Below are 20,091 nucleotides of genomic sequence, written 5' to 3'. Positions count from 1 at the left end.
CCGTGCTTCTGACATGAACATCACCATCATCGGAACCGGCTATGTGGGCCTCGTCACCGGAACCTGCCTGGCCGACCTGGGCAACCATGTGTTTTGCCTGGACGTGGACCCGGCCAAGATCGCCACGCTGAACGGCGGCGACACCCCGATCTACGAACCCGGCCTGCCCGAGCTGGTGCAGCAGAACCTGGCGGCCGAGCGGCTGAGCTTTTCCACCGACGTGGCCGCGGCCGTCGCGCATGGTGAGGTCCAGTTCATCGCGGTGGGCACGCCCTCCGACGAGGACGGCAGCGCCGACCTGCAGTACGTGCTGGCCGCCGCGCGCAACATCGGCCGCCACATGGAGGGCTTCAAGGTGGTGGTGGACAAATCCACCGTGCCGGTGGGCACCGCCGACAAGGTCCGGGCCGTCATCCAGGAAGAGCTGGACAAGCGCGGCCGCGGCGACATCGGCTTCGCGGTGGTGAGCAACCCCGAATTCCTCAAGGAAGGGGCGGCCGTCGACGATTTCATGCGGCCCGACCGGATCGTGCTGGGCGTGTCCGACGACGAGGCCGGTGCGCAGGCGCTGGCGGTGATGCGCAAGCTGTACGCGCCCTTCAACCGCAACCACGAGCGCACGCGGGTGATGGACGTGCGCTCGGCCGAGTTCACCAAGTACGCGGCCAACGCCATGCTGGCCACGCGCATCAGCTTCATGAACGAGCTGGCCAACCTGGCCGACCGCGTGGGCGCCGACATCGAGCTGGTGCGCCAGGGCATGGGCTCGGACCCGCGCATCGGCTACAGCTTTCTCTATGCCGGCACCGGTTACGGCGGCAGCTGCTTTCCCAAGGACGTGGCGGCGCTGGCGCGCACCGCGGCCGAGTACGGCCAGCAGCTCAAGGTGCTGGGCGCGGTGGAAGCGGTGAACGACGCGCAGAAGACGGTGCTGGTCGACAAGATACTCGAGCGCTTCGGGCCCGACCTGAGCGATCGCAGGTTCGCGCTGTGGGGCCTGGCCTTCAAGCCCAACACCGACGACATGCGCGAGGCGCCCAGCCGGGTGCTGATCGGCGCCTTGCTGCGCGCCGGGGCGCGCATTTCGGCGCACGATCCTGTGGCGGTGGACGAAGCCCGGCGCGTGCTGGCGCAGGACCTGGCCGACGCGCCCGCGCTGCTGGGCAACATCCAGTTCGCGGCCAGCCCCATGCAGGCGGCGGAGCAGGCCGACGCCCTGGTCATCGTCACGGAATGGAAGGCGTACAAGGCGCCGCACCTGGTGCGCCTGAAGTCGCTCATGAAGGCGCCCGTCATCTTCGACGGGCGCAACCTCTACGAGCCGTGGGCGATGCGCGACGCCGGTTTCGACTACGTCGGCATCGGCCGCGGGAGCAGCCGCTAGCCGGTATTGCGCAAGCCGGCAGCCACGCCGTTGATGGAGATGTGGATGCCGCGCTGCAGGCGCTCGCCGCTGTCGCCCGCGCGGTAGCGCCGCATCAGTTCCACCTGCAGATGGTGCAGGGGGTCGATGTAGGGGAAGCGGTAGCGAATGGAGCGCTGCATGTCGGCATTGCCCTCCAGCCGCTGCCTGGCGCCGGTGACCAGCGTCAGCGCTTCGGAAGTGCGGTGCCATTCGGCTTCGATCATGGTGAACACCTTCTTGCGCAGCTTGCGGTCTTCCACCAGCTCGGCGTAGCGCGAGGCCAGTGCCAGGTCGCTCTTGGCCAGCACCATGTCCATGTTCGACAGCAGCGTGCGGAAGAATGGCCACTGCGCGTACATGCGCTGCAGCAGCGCGGTGCGTTCCTTGCGCGCGGCGGCGTTGCCCGCGGCCTGCAGGAAGGCCTGCACGCCCGAGCCGAAGCCGTACCAGCCGGGCAGCGTCAGGCGGCATTGGCCCCAGCTGAAGCTCCAGGGAACCGCGCGCAGGTCCTCGATGCTGCGGTTGGGGTTGCGCGACGAGGGGCGCGAGCCGATGTTGAGTTCGGCGATCTCGCGAATGGGGGTGGAGCTGAAAAAGTAGTCGCCGAAGTCCGGCGTGCCGTAGACCAGGTCGCGGTAGGCGGCCATGCTGGCGGCCGAGAGTTCGGCGGCGGCGTCCATGAAGGCGGCCGGCGCCGCCTTGCGGCTGGGCAGCAGCGTGGCTTCCAGCGTGGCGGCCACCAGCGTCTCGAGGTTGCGCCGGCCGATCTCGCGGTTGGCGTACTTGGAGCCGATCACCTCGCCCTGTTCGGTCAGGCGGATCTGGCCGCGCACCGTGCCGGGCGGCTGGGCCAGGATGGCCTGGTAGCTGGGGCCGCCGCCGCGGCCCACGGTGCCGCCGCGGCCATGGAACATGCGCAGGCGCACGGCCTGGCCGTCGGGCGCTTCCTTGGCCATCTCGTCGAACAGCTGCACCAGCGCCGCGCCGGTGCGGTAGAGCTCCCAGTTGCTCGTGAAGATGCCGCCGTCCTTGTTGCTGTCGGAATAGCCCAGCATCACGTCCTGCTCTGCGCCCGAGCGGCGCACCAGCGCGGCAATGCCGGGCAGCTGGTAGAAGGCGCGCACGATCGGTGCGGCGTTGCGCAGATCCTCGATGGTCTCGAACAGCGGCACCACGATCAGGTCGCACACGGCGTCGCCGTCGAGCGTGCCGCGCATCAGGCCCACTTCCTTCTGCAGCAGCAGCACCTCCAGCAGGTCGCTCACCGTTTCGGTGTGGCTGATGATGTAGTGGCGGATGGCGTCGGCGCCGTAGGTGGCGCGGGCCGCGCGCGCCGCCACGAAGATGGCCAGTTCGCTCCGGGCCAGCGGCGAGTAGTTGGCGTCGGGCACGCGCAGCGGGCGCGCTTCGTCCAGCAGGCGCAGCAGCAGCGTCTGCTTGGCCTCTTCGGGCAGCGACGCGTACTGCGGCTCGATGCGGGCCGTGGCCAGCAGCTCAGCCACCACGGCCTCGTGCTTGTCCGAGCTCTGGCGCAGGTCCACCGTGGCCAGGTGAAAGCCGAACACCTCCACCGCGCGCACCAGTGGTGCGAGGCGCTGGCCGACCAGCGCTGCACCATGCTTTTCGCGCAGCGAGTCTTCGATGGTGCGCAGCTCCGCCAGGAACTCCGCCGCCGACTTGTAGGGGTTCTGCGGTGCCACGGCATGGCGCGCCGCCTGGCCGCCGGTGAGCTCCTGCAGCGTGGCGGCGAGCCGGGCGTAGACGCCGGTGAGGGCGCGTCGATAGGGCTCGTCGCGCCGGTGCTCGCTGGTATCGGGCGAGCGCTCGGCCAGCGCATGCATTTCGGGCGTCAGGTCCACCAGCGTGGCCGACAGCGAAAGCTCGCCGCCCAGGTAGTGCACCTCGGTCAGGTAGTAGCGCAGCACCAGCTCGGCCTGGCGGCGCAGGGCGTACTGCAGCGTTTCGGCCGTGACGTTGGGGTTGCCGTCCCGGTCGCCGCCGATCCATTGGCCCATGCGCAGGAAGGGCGCGACGCCTTCATGCCCGAGCGCGCGCTCCAGGTCGGCATAGACGTGCGGGATCTCGCGCAGGAAGGTGGCCTCGTAATAGCTGAGCGCGTTCTCGACCTCGTCGGCCACCGTCAGGCGCGAGAAGCGCAGCAGGCGCGTCTGCCACAGCTGGGTGACGCGGGTGCGGATCTGCTCCTCGTTCTGCGCCAGCTCGGCAGGCGTCAGTGCGTCCGCCTTGCTCGACCCGTGCTCGGCCGCCCACACGCGCTGGCGCAGCAGGATGTCCTCGCGCGCCGCGAGCAGCTGGCCGATGCCGCGCTCGGCATCGAGGATGCTCTTGCGCTGCACCTCGGTGGGGTGGGCGGTGAGCACCGGCGAGAGGTAGCTGTGCGCCAGCGACTCCACGATGGCCTCGGTCGATACGCCGGCCTTGCGGATGCGCGCGAGCGCCACGTCAAGGCCGCCCTCGATGGCCTCGCCCAGGCGCTCGGCCTCGGTGCGGCGGCGGATCTGGTGCCGGTCCTCGGCCAGGTTGGCCAGGTGGCTGAAGTAGGTGAAGGCGCGGATCACGCGCACCGTTTCGGCGGCGGACAGGCCCTTGAGCAGGTTCTTGAGCGCGCGGTCGGCCGAGTGGTCGGCGTCGCGGCGGAAGGACACCGACAGCGTGCGGATCTTCTCGACCAGGTCGAAGGTGGCCTTGCCCTCCTGTTCGCGGATCACGTCGCCGAGGATCCGCCCCAGCAGGCGGATGTCGGCGATCAGGGCCTGGTCGTCGGTGTCCGGGCCATGGCGGCGCGGGGTGGAAGTCTTCTTGTCCTTGATGGTCTTCACTTCTCTTGTTTCCTGGTCCACGCCGCGGGGTTGCTGCGTCGCAGCATGCTAGCATCCGATGCACATTTCCTGAGCGCCGGAGACACGCTTTTGACCTCTCTCGTGATCGCCACGCGCGAAAGCCGCCTTGCCCTGTGGCAGGCACGACACGTTCAGTCCCTGCTCGAAGCGCGCGGCCACGGCGTGAGCCTGCTGGGCATGACCACCCGCGGCGACCAGATCCTCGACCGCTCCCTCAGCAAGGTCGGCGGCAAGGGGTTGTTCGTGAAGGAACTCGAGCTCGCCCTGGAAGAAGGCCGCGCCGACCTGGCCGTGCATTCGCTCAAAGACGTTCCAATGGAACTGCCCGAGGGCTTTGCCCTGGCCTGCGTGCTCGAGCGCGAAGACCCGCGCGACGCGCTGGTGTCGCCCCGGTACGAACGGCTGGCCGACCTGCCGCAAGGCGCGGTGGTGGGCACCTCGAGCCTGCGCCGCATGGTGCTGCTGCGCGCCATGCGCCCCGACCTGCGCATCGAGCCCCTGCGCGGCAACCTCGACACGCGCCTGCGCAAGCTGGACGAAGGCCAGTACGACGCCATCGTGCTGGCCGCGGCCGGCCTCAAGCGGCTCGGCCTGGAGGGTCGCATCCGCACCATCTTCGAGCCGGACGAGATGCTGCCCGCAGCAGGGCAGGGGGCGCTCGGCATCGAGGTGCGCGCATCGCGACAGGACCTGATCGACCTGCTGGCGCCGCTCGCCTCGCGCCAGGACCAGCTGGCCACCGCCGCCGAGCGTGCCGTCAGCCGGGCCATGGGCGGCAGCTGCTCCGTACCGCTGGCTGCGCACGCGCGCTGGCAGGGCGCCGAGCTTCGCATCGACGCGGCATGGGGCGACGCCGACGGCCATGCGCCGCTGGTGCGCGCGCTCGTGCAGGGCCAGGCCGCAACGACAGCGCAGGCCGAGGCATTGGGCCAGCAGGCCGCGCAGGCCTTGCGGCAGGGCGGGGCACGAGTCGGTTCATGACGCCGCGGCGCGTGCTGGTGACCCGGCCGGTGCGCGAGGCGCAGCGCTGGGTCGATGCCCTGCGCCAGCGCGGCGTCGACGCCCATGCGCTGCCCTTGCTGGGCATCGAACCCCTGGCGGACGACAGCGCGCTGCGCGAGGTGCGGGCACGAGCCGGCCGCTTCGATGCCTGGATGTTCGTGAGCGCCGCGGCGGTGGAGCATTTTCTTGAAGACGGCATGCAGGGCCCGGAGGGACCGCGCTGCTGGGGCACGGGCCCGGGCACGGCCAGTGCATTGCGGGCAGCCGGTATCCCCGAGGCCCGCATCGACGTGCCGGGGCCAAGTGCCGGGCAGTTCGATTCCGAGGCCCTGTGGCAGATCGTGCGGCCCCAGGTGCGGCCGGGCAGCCGGGTGCTGTTCGTGCGCGGCGGCGACGCCTCCGGCGAGCCGGCGGGGCGCGACTGGCTGTCGCGGCAGGTGGCCGATGCCGGTGCGCAGCAGGAGACCGTGGCAAGCTACCGGCGCGTTGCGCCCGCATGGAGCGATGAGGAGCGCCGCATGGCGCAGGCCGGTGCGCAGGACGGCACGGTGTGGCTGTTCAGCAGCTCGCAGGCCATCGCCAATCTGTGCACCTTGCTGCCGGCAGCCGATTGGTCCGGCGCACTGGCCGTTGCCACGCATCCGCGCATCGCGCAAAGCGCAACGGCGGCCGGCTTCGGCCGCGTCGCGACCGCGCTGGGCAGGCTCGACGAGCTGGTCGCGTCGATAGAATCCTTTCAATGAGCCTTGCCTCCCCGACCGACCCCACCATGCAGGATCACGGTGAGCGCGTGCCCGTTGCGCTGACAGCGCCAGCGGGCACGGTTTCGCATCCCAATTCGCACAACATCGCCTCGCGGCTGGTGCTGGGCATTCTGGCGGCCGTTGCATTCGCATCGCTGCTGCTGGTGATCGCGCTGTGGCAAAAGGTCAGTGGCATGCAGGAGCAGCTCGCGCGCCAGAGCGCCGATGCGCTGGCGCAGTCGGCCGAGGCGCGAACCCTGGCCCGCCAGGCCAGCGAAACGGTGCAGGCGGCCGCCGCCAAGATCGCGGTCAATGAAACCCGCGTGGCCGAGCTGACGCTGCAGCGCGCCCAGCTCGAGGACCTGATCCAGAGCTTCTCGCGCTCGCGCGACGAGAACCTGGTGGTCGACATCGATTCCGCCGTCCGCCTGGGGCTGCAGCAGGCCCAGGTCACCGGCAACGTCGAGCCGCTGCTGGCCGCGCTCAAGGCCGGCGAGCAGCGCGTGGCCCGTTCCGCCCAACCCCGGCTGGTGCCGCTGCAGCGTGCACTGGCGCATGACGCGGACAAGATCCAGTCCAGCTCCAGCGGCACCACGGTCGACGCACTGCACAAGCTGGACGACCTGATGCGACTGGTGGACGACCTGCCCACGCTCAACGCGGTGGCGACCCAGACCGGCACCCCGCTGTGGGCGCCGGAGGCCCTGCCGGCCGACGCCGCGTGGTGGCAGCGCATGGTGGCCGCGGTGCGCTACGAAGTGCGCTCGCTGGTGCGCGTCGGCCGGGTCGACAAGCCCGAGGCGGTGCTGGTCTCGCCCGAGCAGGTGTTCTTCCTGCGCGAAAACCTCAAGCTCAAGCTGTTGACCGTGCGCCTGTCGCTGCTGTCGCGCCAGGTCGACACCGCACGCAACGAGCTGGCGTCCGTCACCGCCGCCCTCAACCGGTATTTCGACCCGCGTTCGCGCCGCACCCAGAGCGCCGCCACTTTGCTGCAGCAACTGCAGGCGCAGGTCAAGGAAAGCTCCGCGCCCAATGTCGACGAGACGCTGGCGGCCCTGTCCGCTGCGGCGGCCGGGCGCTGAAGGCGGTCACCGAACGATGCGCGCCGCACTCTGGCTCCTGGCCCTCTTCGGCATCGCTGCCGCGGTGGCGCTCTTTGCCGGCAACAACCAGGGCACCATCACGGTGTTCTGGCCGCCGTGGCGGGTGGACCTGTCGCTCAACCTGGTGCTGCTGAGCCTGGCGGCGCTGTTCGTCGCGCTGCACCTGGCGCTGCGCGGCCTTTCCGCCTTGTTCTCGCTGCCGCGGCAGGCCCGGCAATGGCGCATGCAGCAAAAGGAGCGTGCCCTGCACGCCGCACTGCTCGACGCGGTGGCGCAGCAGCTGGCCGGGCGCTTCTCCCGGGCCGGCAAGGCCGCGCAGTCCGCCCTGGCGCAGGAGCGGGCCCTGGCCGGCCTTGATGCCAGGCTGCCCCAGGCCCTGCAGGTGCGCACCATGGCGCATCTGCTGGGTGCCGAGAGTGCGCATGCCCTGCAGGACCGCGCCTCGCGCGATGCGCATCTGCAGCATGCATTGAACGAGGCCGCCACGGCCGGCGGCCAGCTCAGCCCCGAAGCGCGCGAAGGGGCGCTGCTGCGTGCTGCCCATTGGGCGCTGCAGGATCGTGACGCGCCCGCGGCGCTGGCCCGCCTGAAGGAACTGCCGCACGGCGCCCAGCGCCGTACGCTGGCGCTTCGCCTGCGCCTGAAGGCCGCGCGCCTGGACCGGCGCACGCTGGATGCCCTGGAAACCGCGCGCCTGCTGGCCAAGCACCGGGCCTTCTCGCCCACTGCGGCGCACAGCATCATCCGCGGCCTGGCCACCGACCTGCTGTCGGAGGCGCATGACGCCGGCCAGTTGCTGCGTGCGTGGGCCGAGCTGGAGGCCGAGGAGCGCGAGATGCCCGAGGTGGCCATTCATGCCGCGCAGCGCCAGGTGCTCCTGCGCGGCGACCTGGGCGTGGCGCGCGGCTGGCTGCTGCCGATCTGGGAGCGCACCGTTGCCGAGCCGCGCAGCCTGGGCGACGGCCTGCGGGTGAAGCTGGCCCGCGTGCTCGAGGCCGGGCTCGATTCGGTCGACGCCGAATGGCTGGCCCGCATCGAGGCTGCCCAGCGCAACAACCCGCGCGACGCCATCCTGCAGTACCTGGCCGGCATGGCCTGCATGAAGCGCCAGCTCTGGGGCAAGGCGCAGCAACTGCTGACCCAGGCAGGCCTGGGCTTGCAGGACCCTGGCTTACATCGCCAGACCTGGCAGGCGCTGGCGCGCCTGGCCGAGCAGCGCGGCGACCAGGAGCAGGCCGCCGCCGCCTGGAAGCGCGCCGCCGAAGCCGATGTGTCTTCCTAGCCCCCGACTGCGGGCTGCCCTCCGGTGTTGTAGTCCACGGTTGCTTTCGCGGCCCGAGGTTCCGCCGGTTCCCAGCCATTAGGGATAGCTCTCACGGAGGGCTGGCCTTCTGTTGACATTAGCAGTACATTCGGTAACTGATTGCAAAAGTATTAATGCATTGCAGTGCCGGAGGCGTTTTTGAAGACCTTGTACTTACGTGGCGCGTGGCTGGTGTGCATCGTGGGATGGCTCCACGGCTGCGCCGTCGTCCCGGGCTATGACTCGGTACGCGACGAGAAATCCACGGCCATGCCGGTTGCCGGCACCGACACAGCCGACCTGCCGCCGGACGGCGCCATCACCCCGATCACCCCGGCGCTGATCGCCCAGATGCAGGCCGACCTGGCCCTGCCGGTGGGCGACGACATCAAGTCGCTGATGGCCGATCCGGGGCCCTACCAGATCGGCATCGGCGACACGATTGGCGTGTATGTCTACGACCATCCGGAGCTGGTCTTCAGCACCACGCCGGCCACCACGGTGGCCGACCCGGCGAGCGTGTCGCCGGCGCCCGGCTTCATCGTTTCGAGTGCGGGCATTCTGAGCTTTCCCTACGCCGGTCCGATCCGCGCGGTGGGCATGACCATCCAGGAGCTGGCCGACACGCTGACCCAGCGCCTGAGCCGCGTGTTCCGCAATCCGCAGCTGCAGGTGCGCATCGAGGCATTTCGCAGCAAGCGCGCCTACATCGAGGGGGAAGTGGGGCGGCCCGGACTGCAGCTGATCACGGACATTCCCTTGACGCTGCCGGAGGCCATCGGCCGCGCCGGCGGGGTCGGCCCGAGCGGTGACCGCTCTCATGTCACGCTCACCCGCAAGGGCGTCACGACCTCGATCGACATGATGCGCCTGGCGCAGGCGGGCATCGATCCGTCGCGCATCCTGCTGCAAAACGGCGACATCCTCTTCGTGCGCAACCGCGACGAACGCAAGGTCTTCGTGATGGGCGAAGTGGCCAGCCAGCAGCCCCTTCTGATGCGCAACGGCCGCCTGAGCCTCAACGATGCGATCTCCGAGGCCGGCGGTGCCAACCTGAACACCTCGAATCCGCGGCAGATCTACGTGATCCGCAACCAGCCCCAGGGCGGCTACAGCATCTACCACCTGGACGCCAAGAGCGCGACGGCCATCGCCATGGCGGACGGCTTCCCGCTCAAACCCAGGGATGTGATCTACGTCGATCCTGTGCCGCTCGTTCAATGGAACCGGGTGATCAGCCTGATCCTGCCCTCGACCAGCGCCTACACGTCGATCGTCACCCTTCCATCCACCACGAGGGCAGGTCGATGACATCCAGAGCGCCGAATTCAGGGCTTGGGCCGGCCACCGCGCCGGTCGTCGCGGACATGTCGTCCGACGGCGATGTCGACCTGGGCCGCTACGTCGAAGCGCTGGTTGCCAACCGCTGGCTCATCGTGGCCATCACCGTGGTGGTGACGATTCTGGGCGTGGTCTACGCGATGCTGCAGCGTCCGATCTATTCGGCCAACCTGGTGGTGCAGGTCGAGGAATCGGAAGGTGCCACCAAGAACGTGCTGGGCGAGGCGAGCACCCTGTTCGACCTGAAGACGCCGGCGGCGGCAGAGATGGAAATCATCCGCTCGCGCAACGTCATCGGCGCGGCGGTGGATGCTGCGCGCCTGCACATCGCCGCCGCGCCGCGCTATGCGCCCTATGTGGGCGGATGGCTCGCCCGGCGCGCCACCGAGTTGTCCGAGCCCGGCTTCCTGGGCATGCCGGGCTACGTGACCGGCACCGAGCAGATATCGGTCAGCCGCCTGGAGCTGCCGGCGCGCGTGGATTCCGCGCAATTCACCGTGGTCGCGCAAGGCGGCGGACGCTACACGCTCAAGGGCGACCGCCTGGCTGAACCCCAGCAAGGCCAGGTCGGCACGCCGCTGGTCTTCAATACGCCCGACGGCCGCTACGAGATGCTGATCGACAGGCTGGCGGGCAAGCCGGGCGCCGAGTTCAATGTCATGCGGCTTTCTCGCCAGGCCACCATCGCGGAAGTGCAGGGCGGGCTGTCGCTGTTCGAGATCGGCAAGCAGTCCGGGATCATCAACGTCGGGCTGCAGAGCGGCAACCCGGCGCAGCTGGCCAAGGCGCTCAATGCCATTGGCGACCAGTACGTGCAGCAGAACGTGGACCGCCGTGCGGCGGAGGCCCGCAAGGCGCTGGCCTTCCTCGACGTGCAGTTGCCTCTCGTCAAGCGCCAGCTGGAGCAGTCCGAAGACTCCTACAACCGATATCGCAATCAGAAGGGCACCGTTTCCTTCACCGAGGAGGCGACCATTGCCCTGGCGCAGGCGGTCGACCGCCAGACTCGCTTGCTCGATGTGCAGCAAAAGCGCACCGAGCTGGAGGCCCGCTTCACCTCTGCGCACCCGGCGGTGCAGACGCTGGACTACCAGATCGCGGCGCTGAAGGCCAGCCTGGCCGATTCGCAGACGCGCATCCGGGCACTGCCGGCGCAGCAGCAGGAAGCCGTCCGCCTGGAGCGCGACGTCAAGGTCAACACCGAGCTTTATCAATCGCTCCTGAACAACGCCATGCAGCTGCGGCTGGTCAAGGAGGGCAAGGTCGGCAATGTGCGGGTGCTGGACGAGGCGCTGGAGCCGACCGTGCCCATCAAGCCGCAGCGAAAGACGATCGTGGCGGCCGCCGTCGCGCTGGGCCTGTTCCTCGGCGTGGTGGTTGCGCTGATCCGCAACATGCTGGTCGAGCATCGCATCCGCGAGCCGCACGAGGTCGAGATGCAGACCGGCCTGGCCGTGTTCTCCACCATTCCGAACAGCAAGCAGCAGGCAGGCATTGCACAGCGGCGCCTGACGGGGGCCACGGGCGTGCGGCTGCTGGCCATCGAGCAGCCGGACGATCCCACGGTGGAAAGCCTGCGCAGCCTGCGAACCGCGCTGCAGTTCGCCATGCTGGAGTCGTCCAGCAACCGCGTGCTGATCACCGGCCCGACGCCGGGCGTCGGCAAGAGCTTCATCACCGCCAATTTCGCGGCGCTGCTGGCCGGCTCGGGCAAGAAGGTGCTGATGGTCGATGCCGACCTGCGGCGCGGCCATCTTCACCAGTACCTGGGCCTGCAACGCCATGGCGGCCTGTCCGAGCTCATCGCCGGCAGCCTGACGGTGCAGCAGACCGTCCATCGGCAGGTGGTGCCCAACCTCGATTTCCTGGCAACCGGGCAGCTTCCGCCCAACCCCAGCGAACTGCTCACATCCGAATCCTTCGCCTCGACCTTGCAGAAGCTGTCGGAGAGCTACGACTACGTCCTGATCGATGCACCGCCGGTGCTGGTGGCATCGGACGCGTCCGCCATCGCCGCGCAGGCCGGCTCGGTGCTGATGGTGGCCCGGGCCGACCTGTCGACCATGGGCGAGCTGAAGGAGTCGATGCGCCGGCTGTCGCTGGGCGGCAAGACGGCTGCCGGCGTGCTGCTCAACGGCGTCGACACCAGGCGCCGCTCGTACAGCAGCTACCGCTACGGACGCTACCGGGCGACCGACTACAACTACGAGAGCATCCTGAACGAGCAGTAGCGCCAAGTGGCGCCAGAAGGCGAGTACCCGTCAGGTGCCCGCCTCGCTTTGCCGCGCTCACCGGCGGCGAGCGCCCGCCGCGCATTCGCGCAACGCTTCTTCGAACTGCCCGAGCACCGCATCGCGCGCCAGGTTTTCCTCGGCCCAGGCGCGCGCGCGGGCGCCCAGTTCCTGCCGCAGCAGCGGCCGGCCAGCCAGTTCCTCCACCGCCTGCGCGAAGGACTGCGCGTCGTCGGGCACGGCGAGCCGGCCGCACTGCGCCACCACCTGGCCCAGTTCGGTGTCGGCGCGGGTGCCGGCCACCACCGGCCGGCCGCTGCTGAGCATGCCGGTGAGCTTGGACGGCATCACCAGGTCGGCCGCGTCGGCCCTCTGCGGCAGCAGATGGATATCGGCCAGGCCGAGCAATTCGGGCAGGCGCTCGACGGGCTGCAGGTCCAGCCAGTGCACGTTGGTCAGCCCGGCGCAGGCGCGCATCAGCGTCTCGCGGCTGGCGCCTTCGCCGCAGTAGACGAACCGGATGTCGTCTCGATGGCTCAGCTGGCGCGCCAGTTCGGCCAGGACTTCGAGGCCCTGCTTGGCGCCCATGTTGCCGGAGTACAGCGCCACCACTGCGTCGTTGGAAATGCGCAGTTGTGCGCGATAGCTGCTTGGCTGCGTGAGCGGCCGCACGGCCGCGACATCGACCCAGTTCGGCAGGAGCACGAGCCGGGCCTGCTGCACGCCCTTGTCGCGTGCGCGCTCGAGCATGCGCTGCGAGATGGTGGACACACGGTCAAAGCGGCGCATCAGCCAGCGCTCGACCGCGCACACGCAGTCGCGCAGCCGCCGGCCCTTGAGCAGGCCCAGCTCGAAAGCGGCATCCACCTCGTAGTCCTGGATGTGCAGCCAGGCCCGTGCGCCCGACAGCCTGGCCAGGGCCAGCGCGCCGGGTGTGCAGGCGAAGGCAGGTGCCACCACCCACACCACGTCCGGCTGCCAGAACCATTGCCGCAACAGCGCGGGCAGGCTTGCGACGGCAAAGCTGGCCAGGTGGAGCAGGCGGCGCAGTCCCGAGGGCCGCTGCGGCACCCACAGCGGCGTGCGCGTCACCTCCACGCCGTGCCAGCGTTCGCTGCGGTAGCGGCGCGCGCTGTAGCCCGGCCAGACGGCCCAGGCTGGGTAGTAGGGCGGCGCCGTGATCACCCGCACTTCGTGGCCCTGCGCCGCCAGCCACTGCGCCATCTCGCCCGTGTACTTGCCGATGCCGGTCATCTCGGGCGCGAAGTTGATTCCGTACAGCAGCAGCTTCATGCGGCTGCGGACGGCACCGGCATGCACGAGGCCTGCGCCGGATTGCGCCGCCTCGGCTCCGGTCGCAAAGAGTGCCTCCCGCCGTGAATCAGACATGGGCGCCGCGCCTTTGCGCCGGATGGGCGGGTTCGCCGCGCGATTCCTGGACCACCTGCGCCAGCGTGCGCGCCACCTGGTCCATGCGGAAATGCTGCTCGAAGCACTGGCGCGCCGACGTGCGCATGCGCTCCCAGGCGGGCGCCGGCGTGGCCAGCCAGCGCTCGAGCAGGGCGACGGTTCCCGCCAGCGTGTCCGGCTCCACCAGGCCGGCCTGCGCGGCCTGGATCTCGCGCCAGATATTGACCTTGTCGCTGATCAGCACCGGGCAGCCGCAGGCCAGCGCCTCGACCACGGCGATGCCGAAGTTCTCCTGATGCGATGGCAGGCAGAACGCCTGCGCGCAGCGGAAGGCGCCCCACTTGAGCTCGCCGGTCAGCATGCCGGCCCAGCAGATCTGCTGCGCCACCCCGAGCCGCTGCGCCAAGGCCTCGAGCTCGGGCCGCCAGTGGGTCTGGTCGGGGCCGGCCATGACCAGGTGCACGTCGGCCATGCGGCCGCACACCTTGGCGAAGGCTTCGACCAGGAGATCGCAGCCCTTCTTGGAATGGATGCGGCCCAGATAGAGCAGCAGGCGCTTGCCGCGCAGATGGGGAAAGGTATTCAGGAATGCGTCGGTGGAGGCCTGCGGATCGTCGCCGGGCGCCGCCGTGCCGAAGGAGACGATGGCCTCTTCGCAGCGGTAGAGCCAGAAGCTCTGCCGCGCCAGCAGCCGCTCTTCCTCGCAGGTGAACAGCACCCGCTGCGCATCGCGCAGCACGCGGTATTCGGCCCAGGGCCAGTACAGCCACTTCTTCAGGTGCTTGAGCGGATAACGGCGCTTGAACCACGGATCGAGCATGCCGTGCGGAAACACGAAGTAGGGCGTGGCGCTGCCTGCGAGCGCGCGCCGCGTGCCCAGCCCGATGTACTGCCACAAGCCGTTGACGATCACCGCGTCGAAACGCCCGGCGTTGTCCTCCAGCCAGGGGCGCAGCTCGGCGCAGTAGCCGAAGCGGCCGCGACCGGGGCCGAGTGCGTGCAGCGGCGCGGCGTCGAACGCGCGCGCACAGGCTGCATCGGGTGCGTCCATCGACGCGAACTCGCCGGCGTGGCCCTGGGCGGCCAGGGCGCGGTGCAGTTGCACGGCACCTTCGATGGGGCCGCCTCCCGCGGCGTCCACCGAGGAGATCAGGTGCAGGAGTCTCATGCGCGCATCATTCGAAGAGTCGCAGCCGCGGATAGCGCAGGCAGAGCACGCCCAGGCCCAGCAGGACGCCGAGCATGCCGTTGGCGGTGAGCTGGCCGATCGCCGGCCAGGTGAGCAGCGCCAGCGCGAGGCCGACCCAGACGAGCGTCGGGAAAACGGCGCGTGTCTGCATGGACCGCTTGAGCGCGCCCCCGAGGCCCAGCAGGATCAAGCAGACCTTGAGGAAGACGAAGAGCCCGCCCACCAGTCCGCCTTCGACGAGTGTCCGCCCCGCCTCCGTCTCGGCGGGGATGAAAACCGCGCGCGCGCCGGTTTGCACGTACTGCGCCAGGTTGGAGCCCACGCCGATGCCTGCGCCCAGCCAGTTCGAACGCTCCAGCAGCCCGGGTTCGCCCAGGAACGTGGAAGCGATCCGCACGAGGAAGTTTTCGCTCTGCGCGGCGATTTCGAATCGCTGCTGGATGGCCTCCACCGCGTCCTGGAAGATGAAGGCCAGGCTGCCTGCCAGAACCACGATCAGGACTGCTGCCACCAGGGCGATCCCCTTGCGGCGCAGGGGCGCGAACACGAGGTTGCCTAGCAGGTACAGCACCAGCGTGCCGCCGACGTAGACGACCGCAGCGCGCGATCCGCTGACCAGCGCGCAGACGACCAGTGCACCGAACATCATGAGCGCCAGCACGCGGTGCCGCATCCTGGGTTTGCGCGCCTCCAGGGCCCCCAGGGCGAAGGGCGTGCAGATGCTCAGGAAATTGGCGAAGCCCGAAGTGAAGCTGAATGTGCCCGTGGTGCGCACCACATCCGCGATGACCAGGAAGATGGATTCCACATCCTCGTCAAGCGACTTGTTGATGAAGGCGCTGGGCGGGGAATTGCGCTGGAGGACCACCAGCGGCGCCATCAGCAGCAATAGAACCATCAGCACGCGCACCGCCGCGATGTAGTCGCGCTCGCTCATGCCTGCTGCAGCCGCCAGTCCGAACCACAGGTAGAGCAGCCAGAAGCGCAGGCCGATCAGCAGCACGGGAAAGCTGCTTTCGCCCAAGGTGAGCTGCAGCAGCCCCCAACCCAGCACGCAGGCGGACCACGGCACCATCACCTGCAGGATCGCGCGCTGCCGTCTGAAGTGCCCGTGGGTGAATGCGTACACCACCACATAGGCAGCCAGCAGGTCGCGCAGCAGGACCAGCGGCACCGTGGCGGAGTTGCTGATCCATTTGCGTATGGCTCCCTCCAGAATGAGGATCAGCATGACCGAGATGAACAGCCGCCCCGTCGTGCTGACGCGCACCTTCGCCATACCGGAGGCGGTGGCGGATGCAGGGCGGGCGAGGGCGGTGGTGCCGATCATGATTGAGAGCTCATGCGCAGGCGCGCATCAGGTCCCGGAAGGCCTGCACATGCGCATCCACCCGGTGCGGCTGGTACCAGTCGAAGGCCGCAGCGCCGATGGCGTCATGGTCCAGCCCCGGGGCGGCGAGCGCAGCAAAGCCCGCGGCATAGTGCCGGCCGGCCATCAGCCCGTCGTGCGTCGCGTAGTCGTCGGCCAGCAGAACCGGACAGACCCCGTGCGCGCAATAGGCTGCGAATACCCCGCTCTTGGCCACGACATGCGGGGGGTAGCACAGAAGGCCGAACCGGGCTTGCTCGAGATGCCGGCTGACCAGTTCGCCCGGCAGGCTGCCGTGGGCATGGATGCGCTCGGATTCGCGCAACCGGTCGTATTCGGCCGAACGGATGGGTGGGCCGATGTCGTGCACGGCAAGCCCCTCCTCCATCACCCAACGCCAGAAGCTCGCATCGAGCCGGGTGTAGACCTGGGAGCGGATCGAAGGTCCGCCGAAGACCACGATCTTGCCGGCGCGCGCACCGGCGCGCGTGCCCGGCTCTCCCACGTTCGAATACACCGGCAGCACGCGGTGGGGAGCCGGCGCGCAGTTCTCGCGCAGCCACTGCGCGGTGGCATTGCAATTGCTCAGCCAGTAGCTGGCCAGGTTGCCCAGATCGGCGGCGATGCGCCGCTGCATCGGCTGCAGCCAGAAAGCCGAGCGCCAGGGCGGTCCCGAGGCGAACAGCTCGTGGAAGAAGATGCCGATCTGTGCGCCGTTGCCGCGCAGCTGCACGAGCCGCTCCACCAGCCAGCTGGGAATGCCGCGCCGGTGGTAGCCATAGCCGCTGAAGTTCAGCGCGATGGGGCCGCGGCCATAGTCGGCCAGCGGTGTTTCGCGGGTGGGCGCGAGCAGGCGGCCGGGAATGTGCCGGTTCAGGATCTCGGCGTAGTCGCGCACACCGCCGGTACCCGGCGGGACGATGGCCACGAATTCCCGCAATCCTTGCGCGCCGCTGGCGGCGCGCAATGCGTCGCCCATCAGCGCACGGCCGTCCTGAAGGCGCTCAAGCCGCGGCAACGGCTTCAAGTTCGTGCGCCTGCTGGGCCAGGAAATCTGAGTAGGCATGCGCAAGGCCCTCGCGCAGCGGCGTGGTCGCCTTCCAGCCAAGCTTGTGCAGCAGCGAGACATCGAGCAGCTTGCGCGGCGTGCCGTCGGGTTTGCTGGTGTCGTACCGCAGGCCGCCGCTGTAGCCGACGGCCTCCGCCACCAGCAGCGCCAGTTCGCCAATGGACAGGTCTTCGCCGGTTCCCACGTTGATGTGGCTTTCCATGGGCTGCGTATGCGCTGTGTAGACCTCTCGCGGCAGGCTCATGGTGTGCACGCAGGCCTCGGCCATGTCGTCCACATAGAGAAACTCGCGCTTTGCACGGCCGGTGCCCCAGATGGTGACGAACGGTGCGTTGGCCAGCTTGGCTTCGTGGAAGCGCCGGATCATGGCCGGCACCACGTGGCTGTTTTCCGGGTGGTAGTTGTCACCCGGTCCGTAGAGGTTGGTGGGCATCACGCTGCGGTAGTCGGTGCCGTACTGGCGGTTGTAGCTCTCGCACAGCTTGATGCCTGCGATCTTGGCAATCGCATAGGGTTCGTTGGTCGGCTCGAGCTTGCCCAGCAGGAGCGCGCCCTCGGTCATGGGCTGCGGCGCCAGGCGCGGATAAATGCAGCTGGAACCCAGGAACAGCAGGCGCCGCACGCCCGCGCGCCAGGCCTCGTGGACCACGTTGTTCTGCACCATCAGGTTGGAGTAGATGAACTCTGCCGGATAGGTGTTGTTGGCATGGATGCCGCCGACGCGGGCCGCCGCCAGGTAAACCTCGTCGGGCTGCTCCTTGGCGAAGAAGGCGCGCACATCGGCCTGGTCGGTGAGATCGAGTTCCGCATGCGTGCGGGTGATGATCGAGCGGATGCCTTGGCGCTGCAGGCTGCGCACGATGGCGCTGCCCACCATGCCCCTGTGGCCTGCCACATAGATGCGTCTGTCGGCATTCATCGCGAGCCATCTCCGGTAACGACCACCTTGACGGTCTTGAGCATGATCTTGACGTCCAGCCAGAGCGACCAGTTGTCGACATAGTACGCGTCCAGTTCCACCCGCTTGGCGTAAGGGAGGCGGTTGCGCCCGCTGACCTGCCACAGGCCGGTGATGCCGGGGCGCATTGCGCAGTAGTGGTCCCAGTCGCGCCCGTACAGCGTGCGCTGGCGCTCCATGCAGGGACGGGGGCCCACCAGGCTCATGTCGCCCTTGAGCACGTTCCAGAATTGCGGCAGCTCGTCCAGGCTGAGCTTGCGGATCCAGTGGCCGAAGGGCGTGATGCGCGGGTCTTTCTCCAGCTTCTGGAACGTATCCCATTCGGTGCGGGCCATGTCGTTCTTGCTCAGGAACTGGTCCAGCACGGTGTCCGAGTCGCGCACCATGGAGCGGAACTTGTAGAAGCGAAAGCGACGCCCGCCTTCTCCCAGGCGAACCTGCCCGAAATGCACCGGGCTGCCCATGCTCAGGCGAACCCACAGCGCCACCGCCAGGTACAGGGGCCCGAACAGCACGAAGAACGTCAGGGCGCCCACGATATCGAGCGAGCGTTTTGCTGCCTGTTCGGTCGAGCTCAGTCTGCGGGGCACGAGGGCGGCCACATAGGGCGACGAGCCGCTTCCTCCGCCGGGAGACAGCTGTCGATTCAAATGGCCTCGGGCACTGGAATCAGGTCGGAACATCCATATTCCTCGGATCGGGTGCGGCATCTACGGCCTCGCTCAGGTCGTGTAACGCTTTACTACTATTCGCAAGAATTTGAACACATTATGCTGACATTGTCGCGCTCTCAAAAGTGGTACGCCATACGGCGAACGGCGTGTGTTGCCATTGGGAGTGGCGCTTTTTTGGGTACTTTTACCCGACATAAATAGCGCTGAAGCGATGTAATCCCTTCGTCTTCAGTTCGCGTAACAGAGGCGGTGCCGCGTTTGTGGTGTGTGCGCACCAACTTTGAATGCGAGCGCAGGCCCGTCCGGTCCTGTTGCGGGCGGCTCTGCCGAAAGCGGGGTACAGGCGAAAAAAAAGCGACCAGGCCGGGCCTGGTCGCTTTTTGAGGGAAGAGGCGGCGAACCCGCCACCGGGATCAGCTGACCCGGTTGCCCTGGCTCGCCGAGCTGCCGTCTTCGAAGGGCAGCACCACCTGGCTCAAGTCGCGGCGCGTTTCCACGAGCACCAGCGGGCCCTCGTCCAGGACCACGACAGGAGGACGCTCGCGCGGCACATGGACGGGCTTGGGCTCTGCCGCAATGGCGGCCTGGATCTGTGCCACCCGCTCCGCGTCGGAGTTGACCCAGTGCAGGCCCGAGCCTTCGGCGATCTGCGCGAGATCGGCCAGGGGCAGCTCGAAAGGCGTGACCTTGGGCATGCCGCGCGCCGGAGCGGCCGACACTGCAGGCACTTCGATCGGTTGGGCCGCGGCACTGATCGGCAACTCGAGCGAGGGTGGAGCGGCTTCCACGCTGCGCAGGGGCTGGACGGGCGCTGCGGCGGGTTGCGCAGGCACTTCCTCGGCAACGGCGAACTCCTGGCGCGGTTCGGCGCCTTCGCGCGGGGTGCGCTCGCGGCGGTCGCGGCCGTAGCGATCGCGCGAGCGGGGGCGGCGCTCTTCGCCGTCTGCGCGCGCGGCTTCGGCCACCGGTGCGTTGTCGGTTGCGACCTGCTGCGAGGCGGCGTCGACGTAAGCCGCATCGGCATTGGCCGTTTCGTTCTCGGCCCGGCGCTCGCCACGCTCGGCGCGTTCACGGCGCTCGCCTCTCTCGCCTCGCTCGCCGCGGTTGCGCTGGGGGCGCTCGCTGGTCACTGCTGCAGCGTCTTCACCGCTCGCGCGCTCGGATGCAGCCAGTTGCGCTTCCGGCGCCACGACCTGGCCTTCTTCGCGGTTGCGCGCCTCGTTGTCGCGGCGCTCGCCGCGCTCGCCACGTCCGTTGCGGCGCTCGCCATCGCGGCCTTCACGCGGTTCGCGGCCTTCACGTTGTTCACGCGGCTCGCGGGCTTCACGCGGCGCGCGGGCCTCGCGCGGCTCGCGGTTCTCGCGAGGTTCACGCGGCTCGCGGGCCTCACGTGCGGCTTGATCGCGGGGCTCGCGCACCGGCGCATCGGCGCG

General features: G+C 69.0%; 14 protein-coding genes and 1 pseudogene. 7 read left to right on the top strand and 8 right to left on the bottom strand.

Translation table 11 applies throughout. From position 1 onward, the window contains the following. Positions 1-13 precede the first annotated feature (13 nt). On the top strand, positions 14-1,384 hold the full coding sequence (locus VSO01S_RS07695) for a UDP-glucose dehydrogenase family protein (protein WP_068641220.1): 1,371 nt from the start codon (positions 14-16) through the stop codon (positions 1,382-1,384). Here VSO01S_RS07695 and ppc read toward each other — a convergent pair. Beyond that, positions 1,381-4,236, bottom strand: coding sequence for a phosphoenolpyruvate carboxylase (gene ppc / locus VSO01S_RS07690; RefSeq protein WP_068641256.1), 2,856 nt, complete (start codon positions 4,234-4,236; stop codon positions 1,381-1,383). The genes VSO01S_RS07695 and ppc overlap by 4 nt on opposite strands. Before the next feature lie 54 nt (positions 4,237-4,290). On the opposite strand from ppc, the gene hemC reads away from it, so the two are divergent. From hemC to VSO01S_RS07660, 6 genes are all read left to right on the top strand, one after another. Continuing rightward, positions 4,291-5,247 (top strand): hydroxymethylbilane synthase, encoded by a 957-nt coding sequence (gene hemC, locus VSO01S_RS07685; RefSeq protein ID WP_068641219.1) that lies wholly within the window; start codon positions 4,291-4,293, stop codon positions 5,245-5,247. After that, a complete protein-coding gene (locus VSO01S_RS07680; RefSeq protein WP_068641218.1) occupies positions 5,244-6,011 on the top strand; it encodes a uroporphyrinogen-III synthase in 768 nt (255 codons plus the stop codon). The genes hemC and VSO01S_RS07680 overlap by 4 nt, the downstream gene beginning before the upstream one ends. Beyond that, entirely contained in the window at positions 6,008-7,093 is a 1,086-nt protein-coding gene (locus VSO01S_RS07675) for a uroporphyrinogen-III C-methyltransferase (protein WP_068641217.1), read from the top strand. Before VSO01S_RS07680 ends, VSO01S_RS07675 begins: the two co-directional genes overlap by 4 nt. 16 nt (positions 7,094-7,109) lie before the next feature. After that, positions 7,110-8,396, top strand: coding sequence for a heme biosynthesis HemY N-terminal domain-containing protein (locus VSO01S_RS07670; protein WP_068641216.1), 1,287 nt, complete (start codon positions 7,110-7,112; stop codon positions 8,394-8,396). A gap of 180 nt (positions 8,397-8,576) precedes the next feature. Beyond that, complete coding sequence (locus VSO01S_RS07665) at positions 8,577-9,728, top strand: polysaccharide biosynthesis/export family protein (protein WP_245684141.1); 1,152 nt, start codon at positions 8,577-8,579, stop codon at positions 9,726-9,728. Continuing rightward, on the top strand, positions 9,725-11,989 hold the full coding sequence (locus VSO01S_RS07660) for a polysaccharide biosynthesis tyrosine autokinase (protein ID WP_084241738.1): 2,265 nt from the start codon (positions 9,725-9,727) through the stop codon (positions 11,987-11,989). Before VSO01S_RS07665 ends, VSO01S_RS07660 begins: the two co-directional genes overlap by 4 nt. A 57-nt stretch (positions 11,990-12,046) precedes the next feature. Here the strand turns inward: VSO01S_RS07660 and VSO01S_RS07655 are convergent, their stop codons facing one another. The 7 genes and pseudogenes from VSO01S_RS07655 to VSO01S_RS27490 all read right to left on the bottom strand — a co-directional run. Further along, positions 12,047-13,378, bottom strand: coding sequence for a glycosyltransferase WbuB (locus VSO01S_RS07655; RefSeq protein ID WP_373282884.1), 1,332 nt, complete (start codon positions 13,376-13,378; stop codon positions 12,047-12,049). Further along, positions 13,371-14,567 (bottom strand): glycosyltransferase, encoded by a 1,197-nt coding sequence (locus VSO01S_RS07650; protein WP_068641213.1) that lies wholly within the window; start codon positions 14,565-14,567, stop codon positions 13,371-13,373. Before VSO01S_RS07650 ends, VSO01S_RS07655 begins: the two co-directional genes overlap by 8 nt. A gap of 7 nt (positions 14,568-14,574) precedes the next feature. Then, positions 14,575-15,918: an O-antigen ligase family protein gene (locus tag VSO01S_RS07645; protein WP_068641212.1), complete on the bottom strand. Its 1,344-nt coding sequence runs from the start codon at positions 15,916-15,918 to the stop codon at positions 14,575-14,577. 10 nt (positions 15,919-15,928) lie between these two features. Continuing rightward, positions 15,929-16,984 carry a hypothetical protein gene (locus tag VSO01S_RS07640; RefSeq protein WP_153305163.1) on the bottom strand — a complete coding sequence of 352 codons (1,056 nt, stop codon included), beginning with the start codon at positions 16,982-16,984 and terminating at the stop codon, positions 15,929-15,931. Beyond that, entirely contained in the window at positions 16,962-17,945 is a 984-nt protein-coding gene (gene fcl / locus VSO01S_RS07635; RefSeq protein ID WP_068641210.1) for a GDP-L-fucose synthase, read from the bottom strand. Before fcl ends, VSO01S_RS07640 begins: the two co-directional genes overlap by 23 nt. After that, positions 17,942-18,574, bottom strand: coding sequence for a sugar transferase (locus tag VSO01S_RS07630; RefSeq protein ID WP_245684140.1), 633 nt, complete (start codon positions 18,572-18,574; stop codon positions 17,942-17,944). Before VSO01S_RS07630 ends, fcl begins: the two co-directional genes overlap by 4 nt. Before the next feature lie 497 nt (positions 18,575-19,071). Continuing rightward, a pseudogene (locus VSO01S_RS27490) lies at positions 19,072-20,091 on the bottom strand (Rne/Rng family ribonuclease); the annotation flags it as partial.

Source organism: Variovorax soli NBRC 106424, assembly GCF_001591385.1.
In the GTDB taxonomy this organism is placed as follows: Bacteria; Pseudomonadota; Gammaproteobacteria; order Burkholderiales; family Burkholderiaceae_C; genus Variovorax; species Variovorax soli.
The sequence above is the reverse complement of the archived record's forward strand: the minus strand, read 5'-3'. Positions and strand labels throughout refer to the sequence as shown.

Excerpts from the sequence above, each read along its gene's own strand:
- VSO01S_RS07645 (WP_068641212.1), bottom strand. The coding sequence starts at position 15,918 with ATGATCGGCACCACCGCCCTCGCCCGCCCTGCATCCGCCACCGCCTCC.
- VSO01S_RS07675 (WP_068641217.1), top strand. The coding sequence starts at position 6,008 with ATGAGCCTTGCCTCCCCGACCGACCCCACCATGCAGGATCACGGTGAG.
- VSO01S_RS07650 (WP_068641213.1), bottom strand. The coding sequence starts at position 14,567 with ATGAGACTCCTGCACCTGATCTCCTCGGTGGACGCCGCGGGAGGCGGC.
- fcl (WP_068641210.1), bottom strand. The coding sequence starts at position 17,945 with ATGAATGCCGACAGACGCATCTATGTGGCAGGCCACAGGGGCATGGTG.
- VSO01S_RS07655 (WP_373282884.1), bottom strand. The coding sequence starts at position 13,378 with ATGTCTGATTCACGGCGGGAGGCACTCTTTGCGACCGGAGCCGAGGCG.
- VSO01S_RS07670 (WP_068641216.1), top strand. The coding sequence starts at position 7,110 with ATGCGCGCCGCACTCTGGCTCCTGGCCCTCTTCGGCATCGCTGCCGCG.
- VSO01S_RS07660 (WP_084241738.1), top strand. The coding sequence starts at position 9,725 with ATGACATCCAGAGCGCCGAATTCAGGGCTTGGGCCGGCCACCGCGCCG.
- VSO01S_RS07695 (WP_068641220.1), top strand. The coding sequence starts at position 14 with ATGAACATCACCATCATCGGAACCGGCTATGTGGGCCTCGTCACCGGA.
- VSO01S_RS07680 (WP_068641218.1), top strand. The coding sequence starts at position 5,244 with ATGACGCCGCGGCGCGTGCTGGTGACCCGGCCGGTGCGCGAGGCGCAG.
- hemC (WP_068641219.1), top strand. The coding sequence starts at position 4,291 with ATGCTAGCATCCGATGCACATTTCCTGAGCGCCGGAGACACGCTTTTG.